Below are 23,252 nucleotides of genomic sequence, written 5' to 3' on the forward strand. Positions count from 1 at the left end.
GATGGCGCTTCGCTTATCCGGCCTACAGGACCGTAGGCCCGGTAAGCGCGAGCGCCACCGGGCAACAAAAAGGCGACCACAAAGGGTCGCCTTTTTTATTTACAGCAGCTCTCGCGCCGCCGACACAATGTCATGTGCCGTCAGGCCATACTCCTTCTGCAGGAAATCCTGCGTCCCCACCTGGCCGTAACGCTCCTTGACGCCCACCCGCCGCATCGGTACCGGGCAGGTTTCCACCAGCACTTCCGCCACCGCCGACCCCAGGCCGTTGTGAATGCTGTGGTTTTCACAGGTGACGATGCGACCGGTTTTCTCGGCGTAGTTTTTCACCAGCATCCGGTCGATAGGCTTCAGGGTAAACATGTCGATGACCGCCGCGCTTACCCCCTCCTGCTCAAGCTGGCGCGCCGCTTCCAGCGCTTCCGCCACCATGATGCCGTTGGCAACCAGGGTAATATCGGTTCCTTCGCGCAGCACGTTGCCTTTGCCGATGGTGAAGGTTGAGCCAGGCGCATACACGCTCGGCGCCTGCTTGCGGATGGTACGTACCCAGTAGAAGCCTTCAAGGTCGATAAGCTGGCGCAGCACGTCCTCGAACATCACCGCGTCGGTCACCTCCAGCACCACCGAGTGCGCCAGGCCGCGCACGATGCCCATATCCTCAAACGACATATGCGTTCCGCCGTTGTGGCAGGCCGTCACGCCCGCATCCGACGCTATCACCTTCACGTTGTTGCGCTGATAGTCCAGGGACATAAACAGCTGGTCAAAACAGCGACGGCTGGCAAACGCGGTGAAGGTATGCACGAACGGTTTACGCCCGGTAAGCGACAGCCCCGCCGCGGTGCCGATGACGTTGGCCTCCATAATGCCGCAGTTAATCACGTGCTGCGGATAATCGCGCGCCACGCCGTCCATCGCCATCGAGCTCATCAGATCCGCTTCCAGGGCGATGATCTCGCTTCCCGCCTCAATCTGCTTTGCCACGAAGCCCGCGTAGACCTTACGCATCTCAACGGCGTCTTTCTCTCCTGCCGGTGCAACCTTAATCATGTGAAGCCTCCAGTTTGCGAATCGTCTCGTTGAGGGCCGCTTTGCTCTCCGCGGTCAGTCGCAGGTGGTGCGAGTTGCTAAGCTGTTCCAGGTAAGGCACCCCCTGCCCTTTAATGCTGTCGAGGATGACGACTAACGGACGCGCGTCGGCAGTCGGGACCCGCGACGTCACCGCCAGCAGGCCCGGAATGTCGTCGCCCTTCACCGTCGCCACGTCAAAGCCAAAGGCGCGGAATTTCCCCTCCAGATCGAACGCGCTGATAATTTCGTCCAGCTCGCCGTCGAGCTGCTGTTTGTTCCAGTCCACGAACACAGTCAGGTTGTTCAGGCGATGGTGGGCGATAAACTGGAAGGCTTCCCAGCACTGCCCCTCGTTCAGCTCGCCGTCACCGACGATGCAGAAGACGCGGTTCGGTCGCCCCGCCAGCTTGTGCGAGAGCGCCATACCGCCGGCAATCGAGATCCCCTGCCCCAGCGAACCGGTGGTGGCGTCCACCCCGCGCGTTTTCAGACGGTCCGGGTGGCTTGGCAGGCGCGTGCCGTTCTGGTTCAGGGTGCTCAGCTCTTCCACCGGGAAGTAGCCTTTGATTGCCAGCGTGCTGTAGAGCGCCGGGCCCGCATGACCTTTCGACAGGACAAAATAGTCTCGCTCCGGCCAGTCCGGATCCGCCGGGTCGATTTTCATCACCGCGCCGTACAGCACGGCCAGGGTTTCGACCACCGACATACTGCCGCCATAGTGCCCAAAGCCCAGCTGCGTCAGGGATTTCAGCGTCTCAAGACGGATCTGACGCGCGAGTTCGGTTATCTCTTTCTCATTCATGATTTGGCTCCGGTGTTTTCCTGCGCGTTACCGCCTGCAGGTTTGTTTTTCGCGAAGACGTTGTACGCCACCAGCAGCGCGAACAACGCCACAACCAGTCCGGTGATGGCAAGCGGCGACAGGAAGCGCGCCAGGTTGCCGAGGACAATCCCGACCGCGCCGAAGTCGGCGTCCGAGAAGGTGGTGTTGGCAAAGCCAATGGCGCCCAGCACCGGCAGCAGAAGGACCGGCAGGAAGGTGATCAGCAGGCCGTTAGCAAAGGCGCCAATCATTGCCCCGCGACGTCCACCGGTGGCATTACCGAACACGCCCGCCGTTGCGCCGGTGAAGAAGTGCGGCACCACGCCCGGGAGGATCAGCACCCAGCTAAACTGACCGCAGATCAACAACCCCACAATCCCGCCAAGGAAGCTGAAGAGGAAGCCAATCAGCACCGCGTTTGGCGCATAGGGGTACACCACCGGGCAGTCCAGCGCAGGACGGGCGTTCGGCACCAGTTTCTCCGAGAAGCCGGTAAAGGCCGGAACGATCTCCGCCAGAATCAGGCGCACGCCCTGCAGGATGATGAACACGCCCGCCGCGAAGGTGATCGCCATGATGATGGCGTAGACCAGGTAGTTCTGGCCGCCGCTGAAGGTGGCCTCCACGTACTCACGCCCGGCGCTCACCGCCAGGATGAGGTAGATAATCATCATGGTCAGGGAGATGGAAATCGAACTGTCGCGCAGGAAGCTCAGGTTCTTCGGCAGGTTCATCTCTTCGGTTGAGCGGGAGCCTTTGCCGACCTTGCTGCCAATCCAGCCGGACAGCACGTAGCCCAGCGTGCCGAAGTGGCCGAAGGCAATCTCGTCGTTGCCGGTAATGCGCTTCATGTAGCGCTGGGCAATTGCCGGGAAGAAGGCCATGATCAGGCCGAGGATCAGCGAGCCGGTAAAGACCAGACCCACGCCCTCAAAGCCCGCGACAGTCAGGATCACGCCAATCATGCACGCCATGTAAAACGTGTGGTGTCCGGTCAGGAAGATGTACTTCAGGCGAGTAAAGCGCGCGACGATAATATTCGCCACCATGCCGAAAGCCATAATCAGCGCGGTCGCTGCACCGTATTTTTCCAGCGCGATTGACACAATCGCTTCATTGTTTGGAATAATGCCCTGAATCGTAAAGGCGTGCTCAAACATACCGCCCAAAGGATTTAATGACCCCACCAGCACCGTGGCGCCGCCGCCCAGCACAATAAAGCCAAGAATGGTTTTAATCGTCCCTTTCACCACGTCCGAAAAGGCTTTCTTTTGCGCAACCAGACCAATAAGCGCTATTAAACCGACCAGTACCGAAGGGACTTTTAAAATATCAACAACGAAATTCAGCGTTTCAAGGATAAACATATCCACCTCGCCTTATCAGGGTTATTGTCTTTCGAACCAGGCGCGCAGCTGCGCTTCAAGTTCGTTGATGTCGATGATGTTGTTAATCACCACCAGCTGGCTTTCCGGCACGCTGGCGCTGGCCGCAATGTCTTTTGCCATCACGAAAAGATCGGCCGCGCCCGGCGTAGCCGAGGAGAGATCGGAATGTTCAACCTCTGCCTCAATCTCCAGTTTTTTAAGCACCTTTTTAATATTCATTTCGACCATAAAACTGCTGCCCAGGCCGGAGCCGCAAATAGCCATGATTTTCATTGTTGTCCCCTTATTTTGAGTAGAGCACGCCCCATCACGCTGGCGCGTAATGTTGTGAATAATCGGATTAAAGAATTAAATCAGAAGCGGTCAATAATCGTTTTAATTTCCTCCAGGGTATTCGCCTGATGCAGTTTCTCCATATCCTCGTCGCTGGAAAATAATTCTGCGAGTGCGGATATCATTTCGATATGGCTATGTTTATCCGGTGCCGCGAGCATAATAATCACATCGACAGGGTCAAACTCACCGGCACCAAACGAGACGCCCTGTTTTAGTTTTAATAAAGACAACCCCAGTCCTTTGGCGCCTTCCTCCGGCCGCGCATGCGGCATAGCCAGCCCTGGTGCCAGCACATAATAGGGTCCTAACGTGTGGTGCTGCTGGATGATGGCGGTGACGTATTCAGGCTCAATCACCTGCAAATCCAGAAGCGGCTTCGCGCACAGCTCCAGCGCCTGCGGCCAGTTATCCACGCTATCCTGCAGCGTGATGGTTGTATCATATATCCATTTTTTGAGCACTTTTCACTCCCGCTACACGCTAAAGATGAGCAAACTTTATTCAACACATCGCTGAATGACTGCGATCGCGATCACAAAGATAGCGCTACCAATGGTTAACATGCAGAAATGTGATAGCGCTATCAAATTGCAATCACGGTGCTAAATCACAGCAAAAAAAGGGATTTAAGGCGTATACTGCCTGTCACGTGAAGCGAAGGAAATGAAGAACGCGTCTGGTCAGCAGGAAGGTGTATGTCTCTAACCCGAAAACGGCGCAGTACTGGTAAAGTGACACTCGCCGATGTCGCACAGCTTGCCGGTGTGGGCACGATGACCGTGTCCCGTGCACTCCGCACGCCCGAACAGGTTTCCGATAAACTACGAGAAAAAATTGAAGCTGCCGTGCAGGAGCTGGGCTATATGCCTAATCTTGCCGCCAGCGCGCTGGCCTCGGCGTCGTCATGGACGATAGCCATGGTGGTGCCAAATCTCTCCGAAGCCGGCTGCTCGGAGATGTTCGCCGGGCTACAGCAGGTGCTGCAGCCTGCCGGGTATCAGATCATGCTGGCAGAATCCCAGCATCGTCTTGAGCAGGAGGAGAAGCTGCTGGAGACGCTGCTGGCCTCGAATATTGCCGCCGCAATCCTGCTTAGCGTTGAACATACCGACACCGTTCGCCACTGGCTGAAAAACGCCTCTATTCCGGTGATGGAGATGGGTGCCATGCGCGCCGACCCGATTGATATGAATATCGGGATTGATAACGTGGCGGCCATGTATGAGCTCACGGAAATGGTGATTAAGCGCGGCTACCAAAATATTGGCCTGCTGTGCGCCAACCAGGAGCAGTGGATTTTCCAGCAGCATCTGCAGGGCTGGTACAAAGCCATGCTTCGCCACCATATGTCGCCGACCCGGGTCATTAACGCGGCGATGCCGCCGAGCTTCTCGACCGGCGCGGCACAGCTGCCTGAGTTCCTGCTGGCGTGGCCGGAGCTGGATGCGCTGGTGTGCGTCTCTGACGAGCTGGCCTGCGGGGCGCTGTACGAGTGCCAGCGCAGGCGAATCAAGGTGCCGGACGATCTGGCGGTGGTAGGCTTTGGCGATAGCGACGTGAGCCGCGTCTGTCAGCCGCCGCTGACGACGATGGCGGTGCCGCATCGTAAGATTGGAATTGAAGCCGGGAAAGCGCTGCTGGAGCGTCTGAATGACGGTGACTGGCGCGATCAAAAGCCCATCGCGTCCAGTCTGTGTCTGAGAGAGAGTTGCTGAATCTTACTCAGCCTCTTCCTCTTTTTCTGATTTGGTCGATTCGTTTTTGGCGTTGCGGGTCATCCACAGCGCCAGCGCTTTTAACGAATCCGGCGTAAACTCGTCGCAGCGCGCGGTGATCTCTTCCGGCGTCATCCAGCTGACTTCACTCACCTCTTCTTCCTGCAGGGCGAACGGGCCGTGGGAGACGCAGCTAAACAGCCCGCCCCAGACGCGGCAGTTTTCGTCTTCGAAATAGAACTGACCGTGCTCGGCAAACGGCACGCCGGCGATGCCTAACTCCTCTTCCGCTTCACGACGCGCGGAATCCAGCAGCACTTCATCTGCCTGGACAACGCCACCTGCGGTGGCATCCAGCATACCCGGGAGAAAATCTTTGGTATCCGTACGGCGCTGGACCAGAATTTTGCCCATCCCGTCATGCACAACGATGTACGTTGCGCGGTGGCGCAGACGCTCCGCACGCATTTGTTCGCGGCTGGCCTGCGCGATCACTTCATTCTCTTCGCTGACAATGTCAACCCACTCTGTACTTGCCAAATGACTCTGCTCCACCATCGGGAAACCTTCTCTTCTAAGCGCTCTTTCGGCGCGTTTGCAGTTGAGGTGTAACTTACGGATTAATCGCTACCTGCGCAATAACTTGCTGATCATTAAGTGCGATAACGCTCAGGGTATTTCCATCCAGCATGCCATAGCTCGCAGGATAACCGCCTTTAGGTATGCTGACCGAACCCGGATTGAAGTGATAAATCTCACCGCGCTTTTCAGCAACCGGAATATGAGTATGCCCGTAAACCAGGACATCGCCAGCCGCGAGCGCCGGGAGATTATCCGGGCTAAAAAGATGCCCATGGGTCAGGAACAGTCGGCTTTGTTCCAGCAGCACCTGCTGCCATGGCGCGGTAAGGGGAAAATGCAGCAGCATCTGGTCCACTTCGCTGTCGCAGTTGCCGCGAACGGCGATAATGCGCGAGGCGTACGGGTTGAGCTTTTCCGCGACCTGCGCAGGGGCGTAGCCCTCCGGCAGCGCGTTGCGCGGGCCGTGGTTGAGCACATCACCCAGAATAATCAGCCACTGCGCGCCGCTTTGTGCAAACAGGGAGAGGACACGCTCGGTAGCGGGCAGCGATCCATGGATATCCGACGCAAACATCAGTTTCATCAGTCACTCCTCGGGAAAACAGACTGCCCCCATCATACCTGAAGCGTCAGGGCTTATCAGCCCGCGCGCTTGGCCGAGAGTGCCACATAGCGCTGCACGGAGGCGCGCTGCCACTGAAACGCGGCATAATCCACCAGCAGCTGCGGCACCTCATCGCCGTTGAGGATCAGGCGGTTAAGCATCAACGCCAGATCGGCGTCGGCAATGCACCACTCGCCGAATAGGTTCGGGTTGCCGTGTGCGAGCAGCGAGGTGGCGGTTTCAATCAGTTTTTGCGCGCTTTCACGGCCTTCTGCGCTGAGCGCTGGCTTTTTCACCCCGGCAAACACGACGTCCGTCGAGCGTTCCACGCGAATCGGCACCAGATCGCTTCGCAGCCACGCCTGGATCTGCCGCGCCCGCGCGCGTTTTTGCAGGTCGTGAGGATAGATGCGTTCCCACTCAGGCGGCGCGAACCGATCTTCCAGATATTCATCAATCGCCGACGATTCGCTCAGGGCAAAACCGTCAATCTCCAGCACCGGCACGCGTCGGGTCAGGTCGTAACCCTGCCACTGCGGTTTAAGATGTTCACCGCCGTCGAGATCAACGGTCTTCAGCGTAAAAGTGAGCCCTTTTTCGGCCAGCGCAACGTATACGCTCATAACATAGGGAGAAAAGAAATTCGCATCGGACCACAACGTGATTACGGGCTGGTTCATAACATCCTCATCGGCTGATCGGGTTTTTACTCAACATATAATCTCTTTGCCCCGCTGTCACTTGATGAAAACTCACGATTTACAACAACCACCTATACTCATTTGTCATGGCACCACTATTCGCATGGACAGGAGTTGAGAATGATCGACCTTTATTACGCCCCTACCCCAAACGGCCATAAGATCACCCTTTTTCTAGAAGAAGCCGAGCTGGATTACAGGATCATTCGCGTGGATATCAGCAAAGGCGATCAGTTCAGCCCTCTCTTTCTGGCTATCTCGCCGAATAATAAAATCCCGGCCATTATTGATAACCAGCCGGCGGACGGGGGCAGGCCGCTGAGCCTGTTTGAATCCGGTGAAATTTTGCTCTACCTGGCGGAGAAAACCGGCAAACTGCTGAGCGGCGAACTGCGCGAGCGTCACCATACCCTGCAATGGCTCTTCTGGCAGACAAGCGGGCTGGGGCCCATGCTGGGGCAAAATCATCACTTTACCGCTTACGCCCCGCAGCCCATTCCTTACGCGATCGAACGCTATCAGGTTGAGACTCAGCGGCTGTATGACGTTCTGAACCGTCGGCTGGAGAAAACGCCGTGGCTCGGGGGCGATCATTACAGTATTGCCGATATCGCCTGCTGGCCGTGGGTGAATACGCATGAAAAACACCGAATTGACCTGGCCTCTTACCCGGCGGTGAATAACTGGTTTGAGCGCATTCGGACCCGCCCGGCCACCGAGCGGGCGATGCAAAAAATCCAGCAGATTTAACCCTCTATGAGGCTGGGTGCCCGCGAGCCTCTCATGTATGATGAGCGGGAAATACTGACACGGAGAAGACCTGCAATGTCACAGCCAGACGCTATTATTCGCATAAAAAATTTACGCTTGCGCACCTTCATCGGCATCAAAGAGGAAGAGATCGCCAACCGTCAGGATATTGTCATTAACGTGGTGATTCACTACCCCGCAGACAAAGCGCGGGCCAGCGAAGACATCAACGACGCGCTGAACTACCGCACAATAACCAAAAACATCATTCAGTACGTGGAGAATAACCGCTTCTCTCTGCTGGAAAAATTAACTCAGGATGTGCTCGATATCGCACGCGAACATCACTGGGTCACTTATGCTGAAGTTGAGATCGATAAACTTCACGCCCTGCGCTACGCCGATTCCGTCTCCATGACGTTAAGCTGGCGACGCCAGGCGTAAACCTGGAGGTTATATGAAGATTTTGCTGACCGGCGGCACAGGCCTTATTGGTCGTCACCTCATTGCGCGTCTGCAGGCCTTGCATCACGACATCACCGTGGTCACGCGCAGCCCGGAGAAGGCGCGCCAGGTGCTGGGGGCGGGTATCGATATCTGGAAAAATCTGGCCGAGCAGCAAAATCTGGACGGCTTCGACGCCGTTATTAACCTCGCGGGTGAACCCATCGCCGATAAGCGCTGGACGGAAGAGCAAAAACAGCTGTTATGCAGCAGCCGGTGGAACATTACCGAAAAGCTGGTCGAGCTGATCCGCAATAGCCACACCCCGCCTTCGGTGCTGATTTCGGGTTCAGCGGTGGGCTATTACGGCGATCTCGGTGAGGTGGTGGTAACCGAGGAAGAGCCGCCCCATAACGAGTTTACCCATAAGCTCTGCGCCCAGTGGGAGCGTATCGCCTCTGCAGCGCAAAGCGATCGTACCCGTGTCTGCCTGCTGCGGACCGGCGTCGTGCTTGCGCCGAAAGGCGGTATTCTGGCGAAGATGCTTCCCCCTTTCAGACTCGGGCTCGGCGGCCCCATCGGCAATGGTCGTCAGTACCTGGCGTGGATCCATATCGACGATATGGTCAACGGTATTCTCTGGCTGCTGGATAACGATCTGCGCGGGCCGTTTAACATGGTTGCGCCGTATCCGGTGCGTAACGAACAGTTTGCCCACGCGCTGGGGCATGCCCTGCACCGCCCGGCGATATTGCGCGTGCCTGCTACGGTCATTCGCCTGATGATGGGTGAGGCGTCCGTGCTGGTATTGGGCGGACAGCGGGCGCTGCCAAAACGGCTGGAAGCGGCCGGGTTTGCGTTCCGCTGGTATGAATTAGAAGAGGCGCTGGGGGATGTGGTGCGGTGAATATGTTACAGTGACAGGCCATGTTCCGAAGATATGGCGTAACAATGGCAACGATCACCACTCCCCGGCTTCACCTCACTCCTTTCGAACCCACTGACTGGGCCTTCTTCCGCTCGCTGCGTGAAGATCGCAGCATCATGCGCTACATGGCCGCCATCGCGCCGGAAAAAGAGACCCGCCGCGTGTTTGCCGCGCGCCTGATGGCGGAGCATGTCTTCGTGATCCGCTCTCTGGAGGACGATACGCCGCTGGGCGATATTGGCCTGCAAATCAGCCCTGAGAATCGTGAAGAGGCCGATATCGGCTATACGGTTGTGCCTGCCGCGCAGGGGAAAGGGGTTGCCAGCGAGGCGCTGCGCGCGGTGTGCGATTACGCGTTTAACAGGACCAGCGTAAAAGCGATTAACGCGTACGTGCTGGCGGACAACGGCGGTTCGGTGCGGGTGCTGGAGAAAGCAGGGTTTGTGCGTACGCAGGTGCTGGAAAAGGCGTATGAAATTGACGGCGTGCGCTATGACGACTGGGTGTATCGGCTGGAGTGCGGTGCGGCCTGAATGCCGGGCGGCACTGCGTTTGCCCGGCCTACGGTTTTTATAGGCCCGGTAAGCGAAGCGCCACCGGGCGATTGGGCTGCTCTGCGGTCTGATGCCCTCACCCCTACCCTCTCCCATAGGGAGAGGGAGAACATCCAGCCCGTAGGCCCGGTAAGCGAAGCGCCACCGGGCGATTGGGCTGCTCTGCGGTCTGATGCCCTCACCCCTACCCTCTCCCACAGGGAGAGGGAGAACATCCAGCCCGTAGGCCCGGTAAGCGAAGCGCCACCGGGCGATTGGGCTGCTCTGCGGTCCGATGCCCTCACCCCTACCCTCTCCCACAGGGAAAGGGAGAACATCCAGCCCGTAGGCCCGGTAAGCGAAGCGACACCGGGCGATTAGGCTGCTCTGCGGTCTGATGCCCTCACCCCTACCCTCTCCCACGGGGAGAGGGAGAAGGGCAAAATCTACTTCAAAGACCCCTTCAGGAACTGCTGCAAACGCGGGCTTTGCGGGTTCGCCAGCACTTCGTCCGGGTGGCCCTGTTCTTCAATTTTCCCCTGATGCAGGAAGATAACGTGGTTCGAGACGTTACGGGCGAAGCCCATCTCGTGCGTCACCACCACCATCGTTTTGCCCTCTTCGGCCAGCTTCTGCATGATGCGCAGCACTTCGCCAACGAGTTCAGGGTCCAGCGCGGATGTCGGTTCGTCGAACAGCAGCACCTCGGGCTCCATCGCCAGCGCGCGCGCGATGGAGACACGCTGCTGCTGACCGCCGGAGAGATGCACCGGATATTTCATCTGCTGGCGCTCGTCGATACCCACTTTCGCCAGATATTTCACCGCCCGCTCGCGGGCTTCCTGCTTGCTCAGGCCCAGCACCTGGATTGGCGCTTCCATCACGTTCTCCAGCACCGTCATGTGGCTCCAGAGGTTGAAGTGCTGGAACACCATCGTCAGGCGCGTACGCAGCAGGCGCAGCTGGTGTTTATCTGCGACCTTCAGCTGGCCGTCTTTGTCACGGACCAGGTTAATATTCTGCCCGCTCACCACAATCGAGCCTTCGCTCGGCTTTTCGAGGAAGTTAATGCAGCGCAGGAAGGTACTTTTACCCGAGCCGGATGAGCCGATGATACTGATTACATCGCCTGCGTTAGCCTGCAGCGACACCCCTTTCAGCACTTCATGTTCGCCGTAGCGTTTGTGCAAATCAATAACGTTTAATTTGTTCTCAGCCATCATCTTTCTCAGTGCGTCGAAGAAGGTTTTATATGCTGCAACCAGCGTTTTTCAGCCTTACGGAACAGGCTAATCAAAACATAAGAGATAATTAAATAGAGCACCGCCGCAATGCCAAACGCGGTAAACGGCTGATAGGTCGCGGAGTTAATATCGCGCGCAATTTTGAGCAGATCCGGCACCGTCGCGGTAAAGGCGAGCGCGGTGGAGTGCAGCATCAAAATCACTTCGTTACTGTAAGCCGGTAACGCGATACGCAGCGCCGACGGCAGAATAATGCAGCGATAAAGCTTCACTGAGGAAAAGCCGTACGCGCGCGCCGCTTCAATCTCACCGTAAGGGACAGAGCGAATAGCCCCGGCGAAAATCTCGGTGGTGTAGGCGCAGGTATTGAGCGTCAACGCCAGCACCGTACAGTTCAGACCGCTGCGGAAGAACGCATTCAGCATTTCTGTGCCTTTTACGATCTCAAGCGTATACATCCCCGAATAGAACACCAGCAGCTGCACGTACAGCGGCGTACCGCGAAACACGTAGGTAAACAGCCAGATCGGGAACTGGATAAATTTATTGTTCGACACGCGGCCAATGGCAAGAAACACCGCCAGAATGCCGCCCATCACCACGGAGGAGATCAGCAGCCAGAGCGTAATCGCCACGCCGGTAAAGCGGTAGCCATCCGTCCACAGCAGGGATTTCCAGTATTCCTGAATAATCTCAATCACAGGTCAGCCCTCTTCACACCCACGGAGTAGCGACGCTCGAGCAGAAGCAGCACACCATTGGAGACGGTCGTAAAGACCAGATAAATCATGCCGCAGACCACCGCAAAGTAGAACGGCTCCCAGGTGCTCTTGCCCGCCAGCTGAGTCGCTTTCACGACGTCTTCCAGACCAAGCAGCGAGACCAGCGCCGTCGCTTTGAGGATAACCTGCCAGTTGTTGCCGATACCCGGAAGCGCATAACGCATCATGGCCGGGAACATAATCCGGCGAAACGTTTGTGAAGAGGTAAAACCAAATGCGGTTGCCGCCTCTATGTGGCCCTTCGGCACGGCCATGTAGGCACCGCGGAAGGTTTCGGTGAAGTAGGCACCGTAGATAAAACCGAGGGTAATAATACCGGCCACCATCGGGTCGATATCAATTTGTCCCATGCCCATCGCGTCCGTTACGCTGTTCAGCGCAATCTGCAGACCGTAAAAGATAAGCAGCATCAGCACCAGATCGGGAACGCCGCGAATAAGCGTGGTGTAGCCTTCAAAAATTAGCGCCAGCGGTTTGTTAGCCGAAAGCTTCGCCCCTGCGCCTGCCAGACCTATCAGCACCGCCAGCACCACGGAGCTGATAGCCAGCTCAAGGGTGACAAGCGCGCCCTGTAAAATAACGCCAGAAAATCCGTACAGCATACCGCGAGCCCTGTCGTATCGTGAGTGGTGGAACCGTGTCTTATCCCCTCCCGCAGCGGGAGGGGCCGCACGTTATTTGACGGGGCGATTAGCCGCCGTAAACATTAAAATCAAAGTACTTTTTCGCCAGCTTGTCGTAGGTGCCGTCAGCGCGCATTTCAGCAAACGCTTTGTTCAGCGCCTCGCGCAGCTCGTTGTCTTCTTTGCGCAGGCCCATACCGGTGCCCACACCAAACAACTTCACGTCCTTAATGGACGGGCCGCCAAACTTGTAATCTTTACCCACCGGCGTTTTCAGGAAGCCTTCGCTTGCCGCGACTTCATCCTGGAATGCCGCATCAATTCGGCCTGCCGTCAGGTCAGCGTAGATATTTTCCTGGCCCTGGTAGGAGACGATTTCAATCCCCTTCGGCGCCCAGTGTTCGTTACCGTAAGTTTCCTGCGTGGTGCCCTGCAGCACGCCGACGCGTTTGCCTTTCAGGGACTCCAGCGTTGGCTGAACGTCAGAAGCTTTAGCCACCACCAGACGAGAATCGGCCGCGTAGAGTTTGTCGGTGAAGGCAATCTCCTGCTGGCGTTTTTCGGTGATGGAGAGCGAGGACATAATCACGTCGATTTTTTTCGCTTTCAGGGACGGAATCAGCGCATCCAGCGGGTTCTCAACGTAGGTACACTGTGCTTTGATGCGTTTGCACAGCTCATTGGCCAGATCGATGTCAAAACCGACCAGTTCACCCTTTGAATTCTTCGATTCGAACGGCGCATAGGTTGGATCGGTACCAATCCGAATTTTCTGCGGAATGGCTGCGAATGCCGCGGTGGCGCTGGAAAAGGCCAGCACCAGAGATAGTGACAACACGAGTTTTTTCATATTTGTCCTCAACAAACTGTCTTCATACGGGATTTTTACGACGACGGGGTGGTGCTAATGTGCCATCAATCCCCTCTGTCAGGCAAAGACTAATGCCCTTCAGGCGGGAATTTTTGCATTATAAATGCGTAAGTATGCACAAAGCGATCCAATACGGTGCAACAAATGCACCGCATTGGGTCAACCGCTCCCGTAACGCACCTTTGCGGTGCGTTAGCGCCAGCTACTATTCACCGTATACGTTGAAGTCGAAGTATTTCTTCGCCAGTTTGTCGTAAGTACCGTCTTTACGCAGCTCTGCAAAGGCTTTGTCGAAGGCGGCTTTCAGCTCGGTATCATCCTTACGCAGGCCAATACCGGTGCCGTCGCCAAAGTATTTTTTGTCTTTTACCGACGGGCCTGCAAACGCATAGTCTTTACCCGCAGGCTGTTTCAGGAAGCCTTCGCTCGCGGCAACTTCATCCTGGAATGCGGCATCCAGACGGCCTGCGGCCAGGTCAGAGTAAATCAGATCCTGGTTCTGGTAAGCCACCACGTCTACACCCTTTTCACGCCAGGTGGCATTGGCATAACCTTCCTGAGTCGAGCCCTGAAGCACGCCAACATGCTTGCCTTTCAGCGAGTCGATGGTTGGCTTAATCGGGGAACCTTTCGGCGCAATCAGGCGAGAATCCGCGGCGTAGAGCTTGTCAGAGAAGGCAATCTCCTGCTGGCGTTTTTCGGTGATGGAGAGAGAAGAGATAATGGCGTCGATTTTCTTGGCTTTCAGCGACGGGATTAACGCGTCAAAGTCGCTGCCCACCCATGTGCATTTCACCGCAATGCGTTTGCACATTTCATTTCCCAGATCGATATCAAACCCCACGAAATCGCCTTTCGCATCCTTGGAAGAGAATGGCGCGTAGGTTGCGTCTGTACCGATACGAACCGTCTGTGGAAGCGCTGCGTAGCTACCTGCTGCCGCACTTAACCCCACGAGCAAAGACAGAGCCAGAACCGTCTTCTTCATACATTTACCCTCAAGTACCGTGATTTTATTATGTATTGTGTTGTGTGTTGTGTTGCAGGCTTCATCTTGCAGGTCTTATGCCACATTGCCGTCTGGTCAAAACTTCGACGTTAAATATGTTAATAAAACGTTGCGATATTGCCTTAATGGTGAAAGATAGCAGGTCTGCCGAACGAACCGGAAAGAGAAAAAGGGAAAAAACGAATTAAATGTCGAGGATATGATCGCCGTTGCATAATTGCCCTGAAACAGGGCAACGTCTCTTTTCATGCACTCTGTTTGTGCACAGAATCAGGCCCCTTGCCAGCGGATGAAGAGATCTTCAGGCAGGTCGATGTCAAACTGATCCAGCACGCGGTTAACGGTCTGATTAATCACGTCATCCAGCGAGGTCGGGCGATGATAAAACGCCGGTACCGGCGGCATGATGATGGCACCAAGCTCAGCGGCCTGGGTCATCAAACGCAGGTGGCCGAGGTGCAGCGGCGTTTCCCGCACGCAGAGCACCAGGGGACGACGCTCCTTCAGCACCACATCCGCCGCGCGCGTTACCAGGGTATCGGTATAGCTGTTCACAATGCCTGAGAGCGTTTTAATGGAACAGGGCAGGATAACCATGCCGGCCGTTTTAAACGAGCCTGAGGAGATGCTGGCGGCGATATCACGGGCATCGTGAACCACGTCCGCCAGTGCCTGAACATCACGCAGGGAGAGATCGGTTTCCAGAGAGAGGGTCTGCCGCGCCGCCTGGCTCATCACCAGATGGGTCTCAACTTCCGCCACGTTACGCAGAACCTGTAACAGACGTACGCCGTAAATCGCGCCGCTGGCGCCGCTAAGCCCAACAATGAGTCGTTTCATGATTTTCGCCCTTACTGATTTCAGGGCAGACTGTGCAGGATTTTGCGGGGAGTTGCAAGTGAGGGCGTTCGCCCTCACCTGCCGGACCATCAACCTTCGTTGTGCATCTCTAAGCTTTCAAGATCGTTCTGCATCTGAACGGCTTTCGCATCGTCGTTGCGCAGAGAATCAAGATAGTCGAGGTACTGCTGGTCAACGTCTTTGGTCACGTAAATACCGTTGAACACCGAGCATTCAAACTGCTGAATTTCCGGGTTCTCGGCACGCACGGCGTCGATGAGATCGTTCAGATCCTGGAAAATCAGGCCGTCGGCACCGATGATCTGGCGAATTTCATCCACTTCACGGCCGTGAGCGATCAGCTCGTTGGCGGTTGGCATATCGATGCCGTACACGTTCGGGAAGCGAATCTCCGGCGCGGCAGAAGCCAGATAGACTTTCTTCGCACCCGCTTCGCGCGCCATCTCGATAATCTGCTCGGAGGTGGTGCCGCGAACGATGGAGTCATCCACCAGCAGAACGTTCTTGTCGCGGAATTCCGCACGGTTGGCATTCAGCTTGCGGCGCACGGACTTACGGCGCAGGTGCTGGCCCGGCATGATAAAGGTGCGGCCAACGTAGCGGTTCTTCACGAAGCCCTGACGGTACGGCTTGTCCAGAATGCGGGCGATCTCCAGCGCGATATCGCAGGAGGTTTCCGGGATAGGAATCACCACGTCGATGTCGAGATCGTCCCACTCGCGGGCAATTTTCTCGCCCAGCTTCGTGCCCATGTTGACGCGCGCGCTGTAGACGGAAATCTTGTCGATGAAGGAATCCGGGCGGGCGAAGTAAACGTACTCAAACAGGCACGGGTTGCTGACCGGATTATCGGCACACTGGCGGGTAAACAGCTGGCCCTTCTCGGTGATATAGACCGCTTCGCCCGGCGCAACGTCACGCAGGAACTCAAAGCCCAGGGTATCCAGCGCCACGCTCTCAGAGGCAACCATATATTCGGTACGGCCATCGCCAAGGTCGCGCTTGCCGAGCACCAGGGGACGAATGCCGTTTGGATCGCGGAAGGCGACCATTCCGTGGCCGATAATCATCGCCACGCAGGCGTACGCGCCGCGGATCTGGCGGTTTGTCGCGGCAATGGCAGCAAAGATGTTGTCTGCTTCCAGCGGGTAGTGACGGAAGTTATCCAGCTCGCTGGCGAACACATTGAGCAGGATTTCAGAATCAGAGGTGGTGTTAATGTGGCGACGTTTCTCTTCGAACAGCTTTTTACGCAGCTCATGCGCGTTGGTCAGGTTGCCGTTATGAGCAAGGGTGATGCCATACGGTGAGTTGACGTAAAAAGGCTGTGCCTCAGAGGCGCTGGAACTGCCAGCAGTAGGATAACGAACGTGACCGATCCCCATATTACCTTGCAGACGCTGCATATGGCGGGCTTCAAACACATCGTTTACCAGGCCATTGGCCTTGCGTAAACGGAAGCAGTTGTTTGCATCAATGGTGATGATACCCGCAGCATCCTGCCCACGGTGCTGAAGCACCGTTAACGCGTCATAAATCGACTGGTTTACCGGCATGAAACCGGCGATACCGACAATACCGCACATTCGTCTTTTCCTCGTTAAGCCACATCTCAGGGTTTATGCCCTGGGCAAAAAACTCGACGAGCTTTGCAGATAGTCAAAGAACCATCTGATGATGAAGCTGAACTCAGGAATGAGCTGCGATTTCTGCCAGTCTTCGCTTTTGGAGAACCCGGTGAAGGTATCCAGGAAGAACAGGATCGCGGCCACAATCAGCACGCCTCGTAACGCCCCGAAACAGATCCCGAGCACCCTGTCCGTTCCTGACAGACCGGTTTTCTCGACCAGCTGACCTATCACGTAATTCACGATAGCGCCGACAATCAGCGTTGCGATAAACAGCACCGCGATGGCAATTCCGTTTCGGACCAGTTCATCTTCAAAGCCCGTGAACCAGACAGACAGGTAAGTGTAGTAATGACTGGCAACAAAGAAAGCACAACCCCAGGTTACCAGCGATAACGCTTCACGAACAAAGCCACGGATCAGGCTAACCAGACAGGAAAAACCAATCACCGCAATGATGGCGTAATCAATCCAGACCATATGTGTCCCACGATTTAACGCCCTGTCATCCAGTTCGGGGCGAATTCTAACAGAAAAAGAAAACGTTTGCGTAGGGATTTCCTTCCCGCGCGTAAATAAAAAAGGCGCTGAAAAAATGTTCAACGCCGTTGGCTCATTACGTCTCTTTGGACGTCTGCCGTTCCCCCTCACCCCAGCCCTCTCCCTCAAGGGAGAGGGAGCAAACCATCCCCTCGCCCCTCCGGGGAGAGGGTTAGGGTGAGGGGTAGATCTTATCAGTTCGCGCTGTAGCCCATCACCACACCGCTCAGGCCGGAGATCTGCTTCAGCTCACCGAGCGAACCTTTAAGCTTATCTTTGGACGCTTCTGGCCCCACGAGGATACGGGTAATTTTACCCTGCACCGGCGTGGAAGGTGAAGTGTAAACACGATATCCCGCACTGCGCAGTTTGCTCACGACCTCGTTGACCTTATCGGCATTTTTCAGCGCGCCGAGCTGTACAACGTACGCTTTTCCGGTCGGTGCCGCGTCTTGTTTTGCCGGCGGCGGGGTTTCTGACGCGGCAGCCAGCTGCTCTGCGGCTTTATCCCGCTGCGGTTTCGGCTGCGGCTGCGGCTTCTCAACCGGCTTCGGTTTTTCAACAGGTTTAGGCTGCTCTACCGGCACCGGATCGATATCGCTGCTGCTCGCTGCCGCCAGGCGTGACGGATCGAGCGACGGTGCGGCGGCATCGCCTGCACGCACCTCTTCCGCCGCCCCTTCCGGCGGCTGAGCAGGCAGCGCCTGCGTCGCCGCGGGCAGCATATCCGGCTCATCGCGGTCACCCGGTTTAGGGACCAGCGGAATAGCGGCAAACTCATCCTGATAATGCTTTTTCTGCCCGTCGAGCAGACCCGGGAGTATAATCACCCCGAGCGCGACCAGCACAATGGTTCCTGTTAAACGGTTCTGAAACTTACTCGCCACCGGTTCTCCCCGCGTCCATCACTTCCATGACATGTGCCACCGTGTGGAATGAACCACACACCAGCACGGTATCTTCTGGTTTAGCATCCGCCATCGCGGCATGCCAGGCCTGAGCCACGCTACTATAGATTGCGCCTTTGCCGAGATGTTCCATCAGCTGCTCAGCCGTCGCGCCGCGCGGCCCCTCCAGTGGAGCACAATACCAGCTATCGACCACACTCTCCATGCAGGCCAGCGTCCCGCCGATATCTTTATCATGAAGCATACCGATAACCGCCAGCACGCGCCCGGTTTTTGGTAACGATTTGAGACGTCCCGCGAGATACGCCGCTGCATGCGGGTTATGCGCCACGTCCAGAATCAGGCGCGGTGACTCGCTGACAATCTGGAAACGCCCGGGCAGAATTGCGCTCTGAATACCGTCGCGGATCGCCTGCTCGCTGACCGCGAGGCCGCTGGCACGCAGTGCCGCCAGCGCGGTTGCCGCGTTCGGCTGCGGCACCTGCGGTAGCGGCAGGTTGTCCAGCGCGCCCTGGGCATCGCTGAAGCGCCAGCCGTTATCCTGAACCTCATAATGCCAGTCAACGCCGCGGCGCAGCAGACGCGCGCCCTTCTCGTTTGCAACGTCAGCAATGGTGTGCGGCATGTCCGGCTCGCCGACTACGGCGGGTTTATTCGCCCGGAAAATACCTGCCTTCTCGCGGCCAATGCTTTCACGATCCGGTCCCAGCCAGTCGATATGGTCCAGCGCGATGCTGGTAACCACCGCCACGTCCGCATCCACCATATTGGTCGCATCAAGACGTCCGCCCAGACCCACTTCCAGGATCACCACGTCCAGCTGCGCCTGTTTGAACAGCCACAGCGCCGACAGGGTGCCGTATTCAAAATAGGTTAATGAGATCTCACCGCGCGCGGCTTCAATTTCCGCGAACGACGCCGTATGCGCCGATTCCGGCAGTTCGCTGTTCTGCACGCGAACGCGCTCGGTATAGCGGACCAGGTGTGGAGAGCTGTACACGCCAACTTTGTAACCCGCGGCCATCAGGACAGATTCCAGCGTGCGGCAGGTCGTGCCTTTACCGTTGGTGCCCGCGACGGTGAATACGAAAGGTGCCGGTTTGAGCACATCAAGACGCGCGGCGACCTGGCTTACGCGCTCAAGCCCCATATCGATGGTTTTACTGTGCAGGTTTTCCAGATAAGAAAGCCACGCGGCCAGGGGCGACGTGGCTTGGGGAATGCTTTTATTTTCCATAATGCCCGGTTGTCATTAACAGATTAGAAAGCAAAAGGGCAGCGCCAACCGGCCCTGCCCTTTTCAGTTATCAGGCCTCGGGTTCCTGATCCGGTACCACCACGCCTTCGCGCGGCTCATCCGGGTTCGGCGCTGGCAGATTCATCAGCTTCGCCAGAATGCTCGCCAGCTTCAGGCGCATTTCCGGACGGCGGACGATCATATCGATAGCGCCTTTCTCAATGAGGAACTCACTGCGCTGGAAGCCCGGCGGCAGTTTTTCACGAACGGTTTGCTCGATAACGCGAGGACCCGCAAAGCCGATCAGCGCTTTTGGCTCAGCGATGTTCAGATCGCCCAGCATCGCGAAGCTCGCGGAGACGCCGCCCATGGTTGGGTCGGTCAGCACGGAGATATACGGAAGACCGCGCTCCTGCATTTTCGCCAGCGCAGCAGAGGTTTTCGCCATCTGCATCAGCGACATCAGCGCTTCCTGCATACGCGCGCCGCCGGAGGCAGAGAAGCAGATCAGCGGACAGTTGTCTTCCAGCGCCTGCTCAACGGCACGCACGAAGCGCGCACCGACCACGGAGCCCATTGAGCCGCCCATAAAGGCGAACTCAAAGGCAGCGGCGACAACCGGCATCTCATGCAGGGTGCCTTTCATGACGATCAGCGCGTCTTTCTCGCCGGTCTCTTTCTGTGCAGAGGCCAGACGATCTTTGTATTTTTTGGAATCGCGGAACTTCAGCACGTCTTTTGGCTCGAGTTCGCTACCCAGCTCTACCAGAGAGCCTTCGTCCAGCAGGCTATGCAGGCGGTTGCGCGCCGACATACGCATATGGTGGTCACACTTCGGACACACCTCAAGGTTGCGCTCCAGCTCTGCGCGATACAGAACCTGACCGCAGCTATCACACTTCGTCCATACCCCTTCAGGAATGCTCGCTTTACGAGTTGGGGTAATGTTGCTTTTAATTCGTTCAATCCAGCTCATTGATAACCTTTCTGCCTGAACCTGGTCGTATGCCAGTTTTGCTATAAGAGGCGAATAATGCCATTTTTGCCTCCAACAGACCATGAATGTTGCACATTAAAACATAACAGCCCGAAACTTTGGATAAAAAAGTGGTCGAACCGCCAGCGTGCATTTACTTCGCTTGTTTTGCCGCCGCACGTTTGTGACGAATGATTTCGATAACGCCCGGCAGTACGGAAAGCACAATAATCGCTACAATCAGCAACTTAAGATTTTCCTGAACGATCGGAAGATCGCCAAACAGATAGCCTGCGTAGGTAAACAGCAGTACCCACAGGAGCGCGCCAACCACGTTGTATGCCGCAAAATGACGATAGGACATATGCCCCATTCCCGCCACAAACGGTGCAAATGTGCGCACAATAGGCACAAAACGCGCAAGGATAATGGTTTTCCCGCCATGGCGTTCATAGAACGCATGGGTTTTGTCTAAATAGCTGCGACGGAAAATTTTCGAATCAGGATTGCTAAACAGCCGCTCACCGAACACCCGTCCAATCGTATAGTTGACCGCATCACCGATAATGGCGGCAATCACCATCAGCACAACCATAAGATGCACGTTCAGATCGTTAGTGGGCAACGCCGAGAGCGCCCCGGCAACGAACAGCAGTGAATCCCCTGGCAGGAATGGGGTAACGACCAGTCCGGTTTCACAAAACAGAATGAGGAACAGAATGGCGTAGACCCAGACGCCATACTGCGCGACCAGCTCCGCCAGGTGAACATCAATATGCAGGATGAAATCAATCAAAAAACGAATTACGTCCATATTGTCTAAGCCCTAATTGCACCTTTGTTTAGTCCGCTAAAAATAGCGGGCCCATTGGCGGTTTCGGCAGGTCAAATCGATCCGGATAGTCCACCGAGACCAGATACAACCCTTCCGCTTTCGCCGTGGCTGCCGCAAGCGTTCTGTCCTTCGCTGCCAGCAGGTCTGCAATCCAGCTCTCCGGCTGGTGTCCGGCACCCACTTCCATCAGGCTGCCCACAATATTCCTAACCATATGATGTACAAAGGCATTGGCTTTGATATCCACCACCACATACGCGCCAAAACGGCTGACGTTTATGTGCATAACGTTGCGCCACGGCGTACGGGACTGACACTGCACCGCACGAAACGACGTAAAGTCATTTTCACCAATCAGACACTGCGCCGCGCGATGCATACGTTCCGCATCCAGCGGCTCATAAAAATGCGTCACGCCCTGGCTTAACACCGCCGGACGCAGGCGCTGGTTGTAGATGACATAACGGTAGCGACGCGCCGTGGCGCTGAAGCGCGCGTGAAAATCATCCGGCACAGCTTTTACCCAGCGCACAGCAATGTCACCAGGCAAATTCGCATTTACACCCAGCGTCCAGGCGGCATCCTTACGCACGGCGGTGGTTTCAAAGTGAACCACCTGCCCCGTGCCGTGAACTCCGGCGTCCGTTCGGCCCGCGCACAGGACGTTAATCGGCTCGTTTGCCACCTGAGAGAGCGCTTTCTCCAGCTTCTCCTGAACGCTGCGCACCTCGTTCTGACGCTGCCAGCCATAATATTTACTGCCATCGTACTCAATTCCGAGGGCAATTCTATGGACCGGCTTTTGTTCCACGTCTGACATCAGTACAGGTACTCCTGCACCAGTTTTTCAGCGATTTTGACCGCCATCAGCGCGCCGCCAAAGCGAACGTTATCGGCGACGGACCAGAACTGAACCTGTTCCGGCATGCCATAATCGTTACGCACGCAGCCAACGGAAAGATGCGCGCTGCCGGTGGCATCACCAACCTGCGTCGGGAACTCGCTCTCTTCGGAGAGCACGATGTCTTCACCGCGGCCAAACGCGTCGCGCGCCTCTTCTGCTGCCAGCGGACGGAGGGCTTCAAAACCTACCATCTGCGCGTGGCCGTAGAAGACCGGGGACTGCACGACGTTCGCAGAGATCATCAGGCCATCGTCCTGCAGAATTTTACGCACTTCATCGACGATACGACGTTCTTCGCGTACAGACCCTTCGCGATCCGGCAGCAGCGGCAGCATGTTAAACGCCAGCTGACGGCCAAAGAAATCATCTTCGTCAATCGGGATACCGTTCAGCAGCTTCGCGCTCTGCCCGGCCAGGGCGTCAACGGCCTTTTTGCCGTTCGCGGACGCGGACAGCAGGCTGGTGACGGAAATGCGCGACAGGCCGCCGTCGTCGATCAGCGGTTTCAGGGCGGTCAGCAGCTGGCTGGTCAGGCTGTTCGGAACCGCAATAACGTTACGGTTGCGGTAGTCAGCCAGCACAAACGGGTTCACGTCCGGCACCACCAGCGGCACATCCGGCTCCATTGAGAACAGGCCGCTAAGGTCGATCACCAGGCAGCCTGCGTTGGTCGCCTCTTCAACGTACGCAGCCGTCGCTTCAGCGCCCGCGGCGAAAAACGCCAGCTGCGCCTGCGTCCAGTCGAACGCGGCCGCGTCCTGGACCATGACGGATTTACCGTTAAAACGCAGATGCTCACCTGCGCTGTCGGTACGGGCCAGCGCATAGATATCGCCCACCGGGAACTGACGCTCAGCAAGGGTTTCGAGCAGGGCTTCGCCCACGGCACCCGTGGCACCTAAAATGGCAATGTTCCAGCCTTCAGACATGGTGGTTTACTCCAGAAATAAAAAAGC

The 23,252-nt window shown here is 56.6% G+C and carries 27 protein-coding genes; 5 read left to right on the top strand and 22 right to left on the bottom strand.

Annotated features, from left to right (window positions below):
- Positions 1–99: 99 nt before the first annotated feature.
- From P346_RS12945 to P346_RS12925, 5 genes are all read right to left on the bottom strand, one after another.
- Positions 100–1,053 (bottom strand): transketolase family protein, encoded by a 954-nt coding sequence (locus P346_RS12945; protein WP_032659178.1) that lies wholly within the window; start codon positions 1,051–1,053, stop codon positions 100–102.
- A complete protein-coding gene (locus tag P346_RS12940) occupies positions 1,046–1,876 on the bottom strand; it encodes a transketolase (protein ID WP_032659180.1) in 831 nt (276 codons plus the stop codon). The genes P346_RS12945 and P346_RS12940 overlap by 8 nt, the downstream gene beginning before the upstream one ends.
- Positions 1,873–3,264, bottom strand: a complete 1,392-nt coding sequence (locus tag P346_RS12935) for a PTS ascorbate transporter subunit IIC (RefSeq protein WP_032659183.1) — start codon at positions 3,262–3,264, stop codon at positions 1,873–1,875. The genes P346_RS12940 and P346_RS12935 overlap by 4 nt, the downstream gene beginning before the upstream one ends.
- A 21-nt stretch (positions 3,265–3,285) precedes the next feature.
- Positions 3,286–3,558 carry a PTS sugar transporter subunit IIB gene (locus P346_RS12930; RefSeq protein WP_003861447.1) on the bottom strand — a complete coding sequence of 91 codons (273 nt, stop codon included), beginning with the start codon at positions 3,556–3,558 and terminating at the stop codon, positions 3,286–3,288.
- A gap of 80 nt (positions 3,559–3,638) precedes the next feature.
- On the bottom strand, positions 3,639–4,082 hold the full coding sequence (locus P346_RS12925) for a PTS sugar transporter subunit IIA (protein WP_032659184.1): 444 nt from the start codon (positions 4,080–4,082) through the stop codon (positions 3,639–3,641).
- Between the two features lie 234 nt (positions 4,083–4,316).
- On the opposite strand from P346_RS12925, the gene P346_RS12920 reads away from it, so the two are divergent.
- On the top strand, positions 4,317–5,336 hold the full coding sequence (locus tag P346_RS12920; protein WP_023312550.1) for a LacI family DNA-binding transcriptional regulator: 1,020 nt from the start codon (positions 4,317–4,319) through the stop codon (positions 5,334–5,336).
- Between the two features lie 3 nt (positions 5,337–5,339).
- Here the strand turns inward: P346_RS12920 and yfcD are convergent, their stop codons facing one another.
- Genes yfcD through yfcF form a run of 3 tightly spaced genes read right to left on the bottom strand, consistent with a single transcriptional unit; the run spans position 5,340 to position 7,202 of the window.
- A complete protein-coding gene (gene yfcD, locus P346_RS12915; RefSeq protein ID WP_023312551.1) occupies positions 5,340–5,894 on the bottom strand; it encodes an NUDIX hydrolase YfcD in 555 nt (184 codons plus the stop codon).
- 55 nt (positions 5,895–5,949) lie between these two features.
- A complete protein-coding gene (yfcE, locus tag P346_RS12910; RefSeq protein WP_032659187.1) occupies positions 5,950–6,501 on the bottom strand; it encodes a phosphodiesterase in 552 nt (183 codons plus the stop codon).
- A gap of 56 nt (positions 6,502–6,557) precedes the next feature.
- On the bottom strand, positions 6,558–7,202 hold the full coding sequence (gene yfcF, locus P346_RS12905; RefSeq protein ID WP_032643441.1) for a glutathione transferase: 645 nt from the start codon (positions 7,200–7,202) through the stop codon (positions 6,558–6,560).
- A 141-nt stretch (positions 7,203–7,343) separates the two neighbouring features.
- Here yfcF and yfcG point away from each other — a divergent pair, with 141 nt between their 5' ends.
- From yfcG to P346_RS12885, 4 genes are all read left to right on the top strand, one after another.
- Positions 7,344–7,973 (top strand): GSH-dependent disulfide bond oxidoreductase, encoded by a 630-nt coding sequence (gene yfcG / locus P346_RS12900; protein WP_032659188.1) that lies wholly within the window; start codon positions 7,344–7,346, stop codon positions 7,971–7,973.
- Between the two features lie 75 nt (positions 7,974–8,048).
- A complete protein-coding gene (gene folX, locus P346_RS12895; protein WP_023312555.1) occupies positions 8,049–8,417 on the top strand; it encodes a dihydroneopterin triphosphate 2'-epimerase in 369 nt (122 codons plus the stop codon).
- A 13-nt stretch (positions 8,418–8,430) separates the two neighbouring features.
- The gene (locus P346_RS12890; protein WP_032659190.1) at positions 8,431–9,324 is read left to right on the top strand and encodes a TIGR01777 family oxidoreductase; all 894 of its coding nucleotides are present in this window, start codon (positions 8,431–8,433) and stop codon (positions 9,322–9,324) included.
- Between the two features lie 44 nt (positions 9,325–9,368).
- Positions 9,369–9,878 (top strand): GNAT family N-acetyltransferase, encoded by a 510-nt coding sequence (locus P346_RS12885; RefSeq protein WP_032659192.1) that lies wholly within the window; start codon positions 9,369–9,371, stop codon positions 9,876–9,878.
- Positions 9,879–10,324: 446 nt separating this feature from the next.
- Here P346_RS12885 and hisP read toward each other — a convergent pair whose 3' ends face one another.
- The 14 genes from hisP to P346_RS12815 all read right to left on the bottom strand — a co-directional run bounded on the left by hisP (position 10,325) and on the right by P346_RS12815 (position 23,225).
- The gene (gene hisP, locus P346_RS12880; RefSeq protein WP_023312558.1) at positions 10,325–11,098 is read right to left on the bottom strand and encodes a histidine ABC transporter ATP-binding protein HisP; all 774 of its coding nucleotides are present in this window, start codon (positions 11,096–11,098) and stop codon (positions 10,325–10,327) included.
- Between the two features lie 8 nt (positions 11,099–11,106).
- Positions 11,107–11,823, bottom strand: a complete 717-nt coding sequence (locus tag P346_RS12875) for an ABC transporter permease (protein ID WP_008502590.1) — start codon at positions 11,821–11,823, stop codon at positions 11,107–11,109.
- Positions 11,820–12,506: a histidine ABC transporter permease HisQ gene (locus tag P346_RS12870; RefSeq protein ID WP_032659196.1), complete on the bottom strand. Its 687-nt coding sequence runs from the start codon at positions 12,504–12,506 to the stop codon at positions 11,820–11,822. Before P346_RS12870 ends, P346_RS12875 begins: the two co-directional genes overlap by 4 nt.
- An 88-nt stretch (positions 12,507–12,594) precedes the next feature.
- On the bottom strand, positions 12,595–13,377 hold the full coding sequence (hisJ, locus tag P346_RS12865) for a histidine ABC transporter substrate-binding protein HisJ (RefSeq protein ID WP_032659199.1): 783 nt from the start codon (positions 13,375–13,377) through the stop codon (positions 12,595–12,597).
- A gap of 226 nt (positions 13,378–13,603) precedes the next feature.
- Positions 13,604–14,386 carry a lysine/arginine/ornithine ABC transporter substrate-binding protein ArgT gene (argT, locus tag P346_RS12860; protein WP_023312560.1) on the bottom strand — a complete coding sequence of 261 codons (783 nt, stop codon included), beginning with the start codon at positions 14,384–14,386 and terminating at the stop codon, positions 13,604–13,606.
- A 291-nt stretch (positions 14,387–14,677) separates the two neighbouring features.
- The gene (locus tag P346_RS12855) at positions 14,678–15,247 is read right to left on the bottom strand and encodes a UbiX family flavin prenyltransferase (RefSeq protein WP_032659201.1); all 570 of its coding nucleotides are present in this window, start codon (positions 15,245–15,247) and stop codon (positions 14,678–14,680) included.
- Between the two features lie 89 nt (positions 15,248–15,336).
- Positions 15,337–16,854: an amidophosphoribosyltransferase gene (gene purF / locus P346_RS12850; RefSeq protein WP_024908947.1), complete on the bottom strand. Its 1,518-nt coding sequence runs from the start codon at positions 16,852–16,854 to the stop codon at positions 15,337–15,339.
- Between the two features lie 33 nt (positions 16,855–16,887).
- Positions 16,888–17,376, bottom strand: a complete 489-nt coding sequence (gene cvpA / locus P346_RS12845) for a colicin V production protein (protein WP_000262116.1) — start codon at positions 17,374–17,376, stop codon at positions 16,888–16,890.
- 254 nt (positions 17,377–17,630) lie between these two features.
- Entirely contained in the window at positions 17,631–18,323 is a 693-nt protein-coding gene (dedD, locus tag P346_RS12840; RefSeq protein ID WP_023312562.1) for a cell division protein DedD, read from the bottom strand.
- Entirely contained in the window at positions 18,313–19,581 is a 1,269-nt protein-coding gene (gene folC / locus P346_RS12835) for a bifunctional tetrahydrofolate synthase/dihydrofolate synthase (RefSeq protein WP_032659204.1), read from the bottom strand. Before folC ends, dedD begins: the two co-directional genes overlap by 11 nt.
- A gap of 70 nt (positions 19,582–19,651) precedes the next feature.
- Positions 19,652–20,557, bottom strand: a complete 906-nt coding sequence (gene accD / locus P346_RS12830; protein WP_023336427.1) for an acetyl-CoA carboxylase, carboxyltransferase subunit beta — start codon at positions 20,555–20,557, stop codon at positions 19,652–19,654.
- Between the two features lie 154 nt (positions 20,558–20,711).
- Positions 20,712–21,371 (bottom strand): DedA family protein, encoded by a 660-nt coding sequence (locus P346_RS12825; RefSeq protein ID WP_032659206.1) that lies wholly within the window; start codon positions 21,369–21,371, stop codon positions 20,712–20,714.
- A gap of 28 nt (positions 21,372–21,399) precedes the next feature.
- Positions 21,400–22,212, bottom strand: a complete 813-nt coding sequence (truA, locus tag P346_RS12820) for a tRNA pseudouridine(38-40) synthase TruA (RefSeq protein WP_023312566.1) — start codon at positions 22,210–22,212, stop codon at positions 21,400–21,402.
- Positions 22,212–23,225: an aspartate-semialdehyde dehydrogenase gene (locus P346_RS12815; RefSeq protein ID WP_032659209.1), complete on the bottom strand. Its 1,014-nt coding sequence runs from the start codon at positions 23,223–23,225 to the stop codon at positions 22,212–22,214. The genes truA and P346_RS12815 overlap by 1 nt, the downstream gene beginning before the upstream one ends.
- Positions 23,226–23,252 lie beyond the last annotated feature (27 nt).

The organism is Enterobacter sp. DC1 (genome assembly GCF_000568075.1).
Taxonomy (GTDB): Bacteria; Pseudomonadota; Gammaproteobacteria; order Enterobacterales; family Enterobacteriaceae; genus Enterobacter; species Enterobacter asburiae.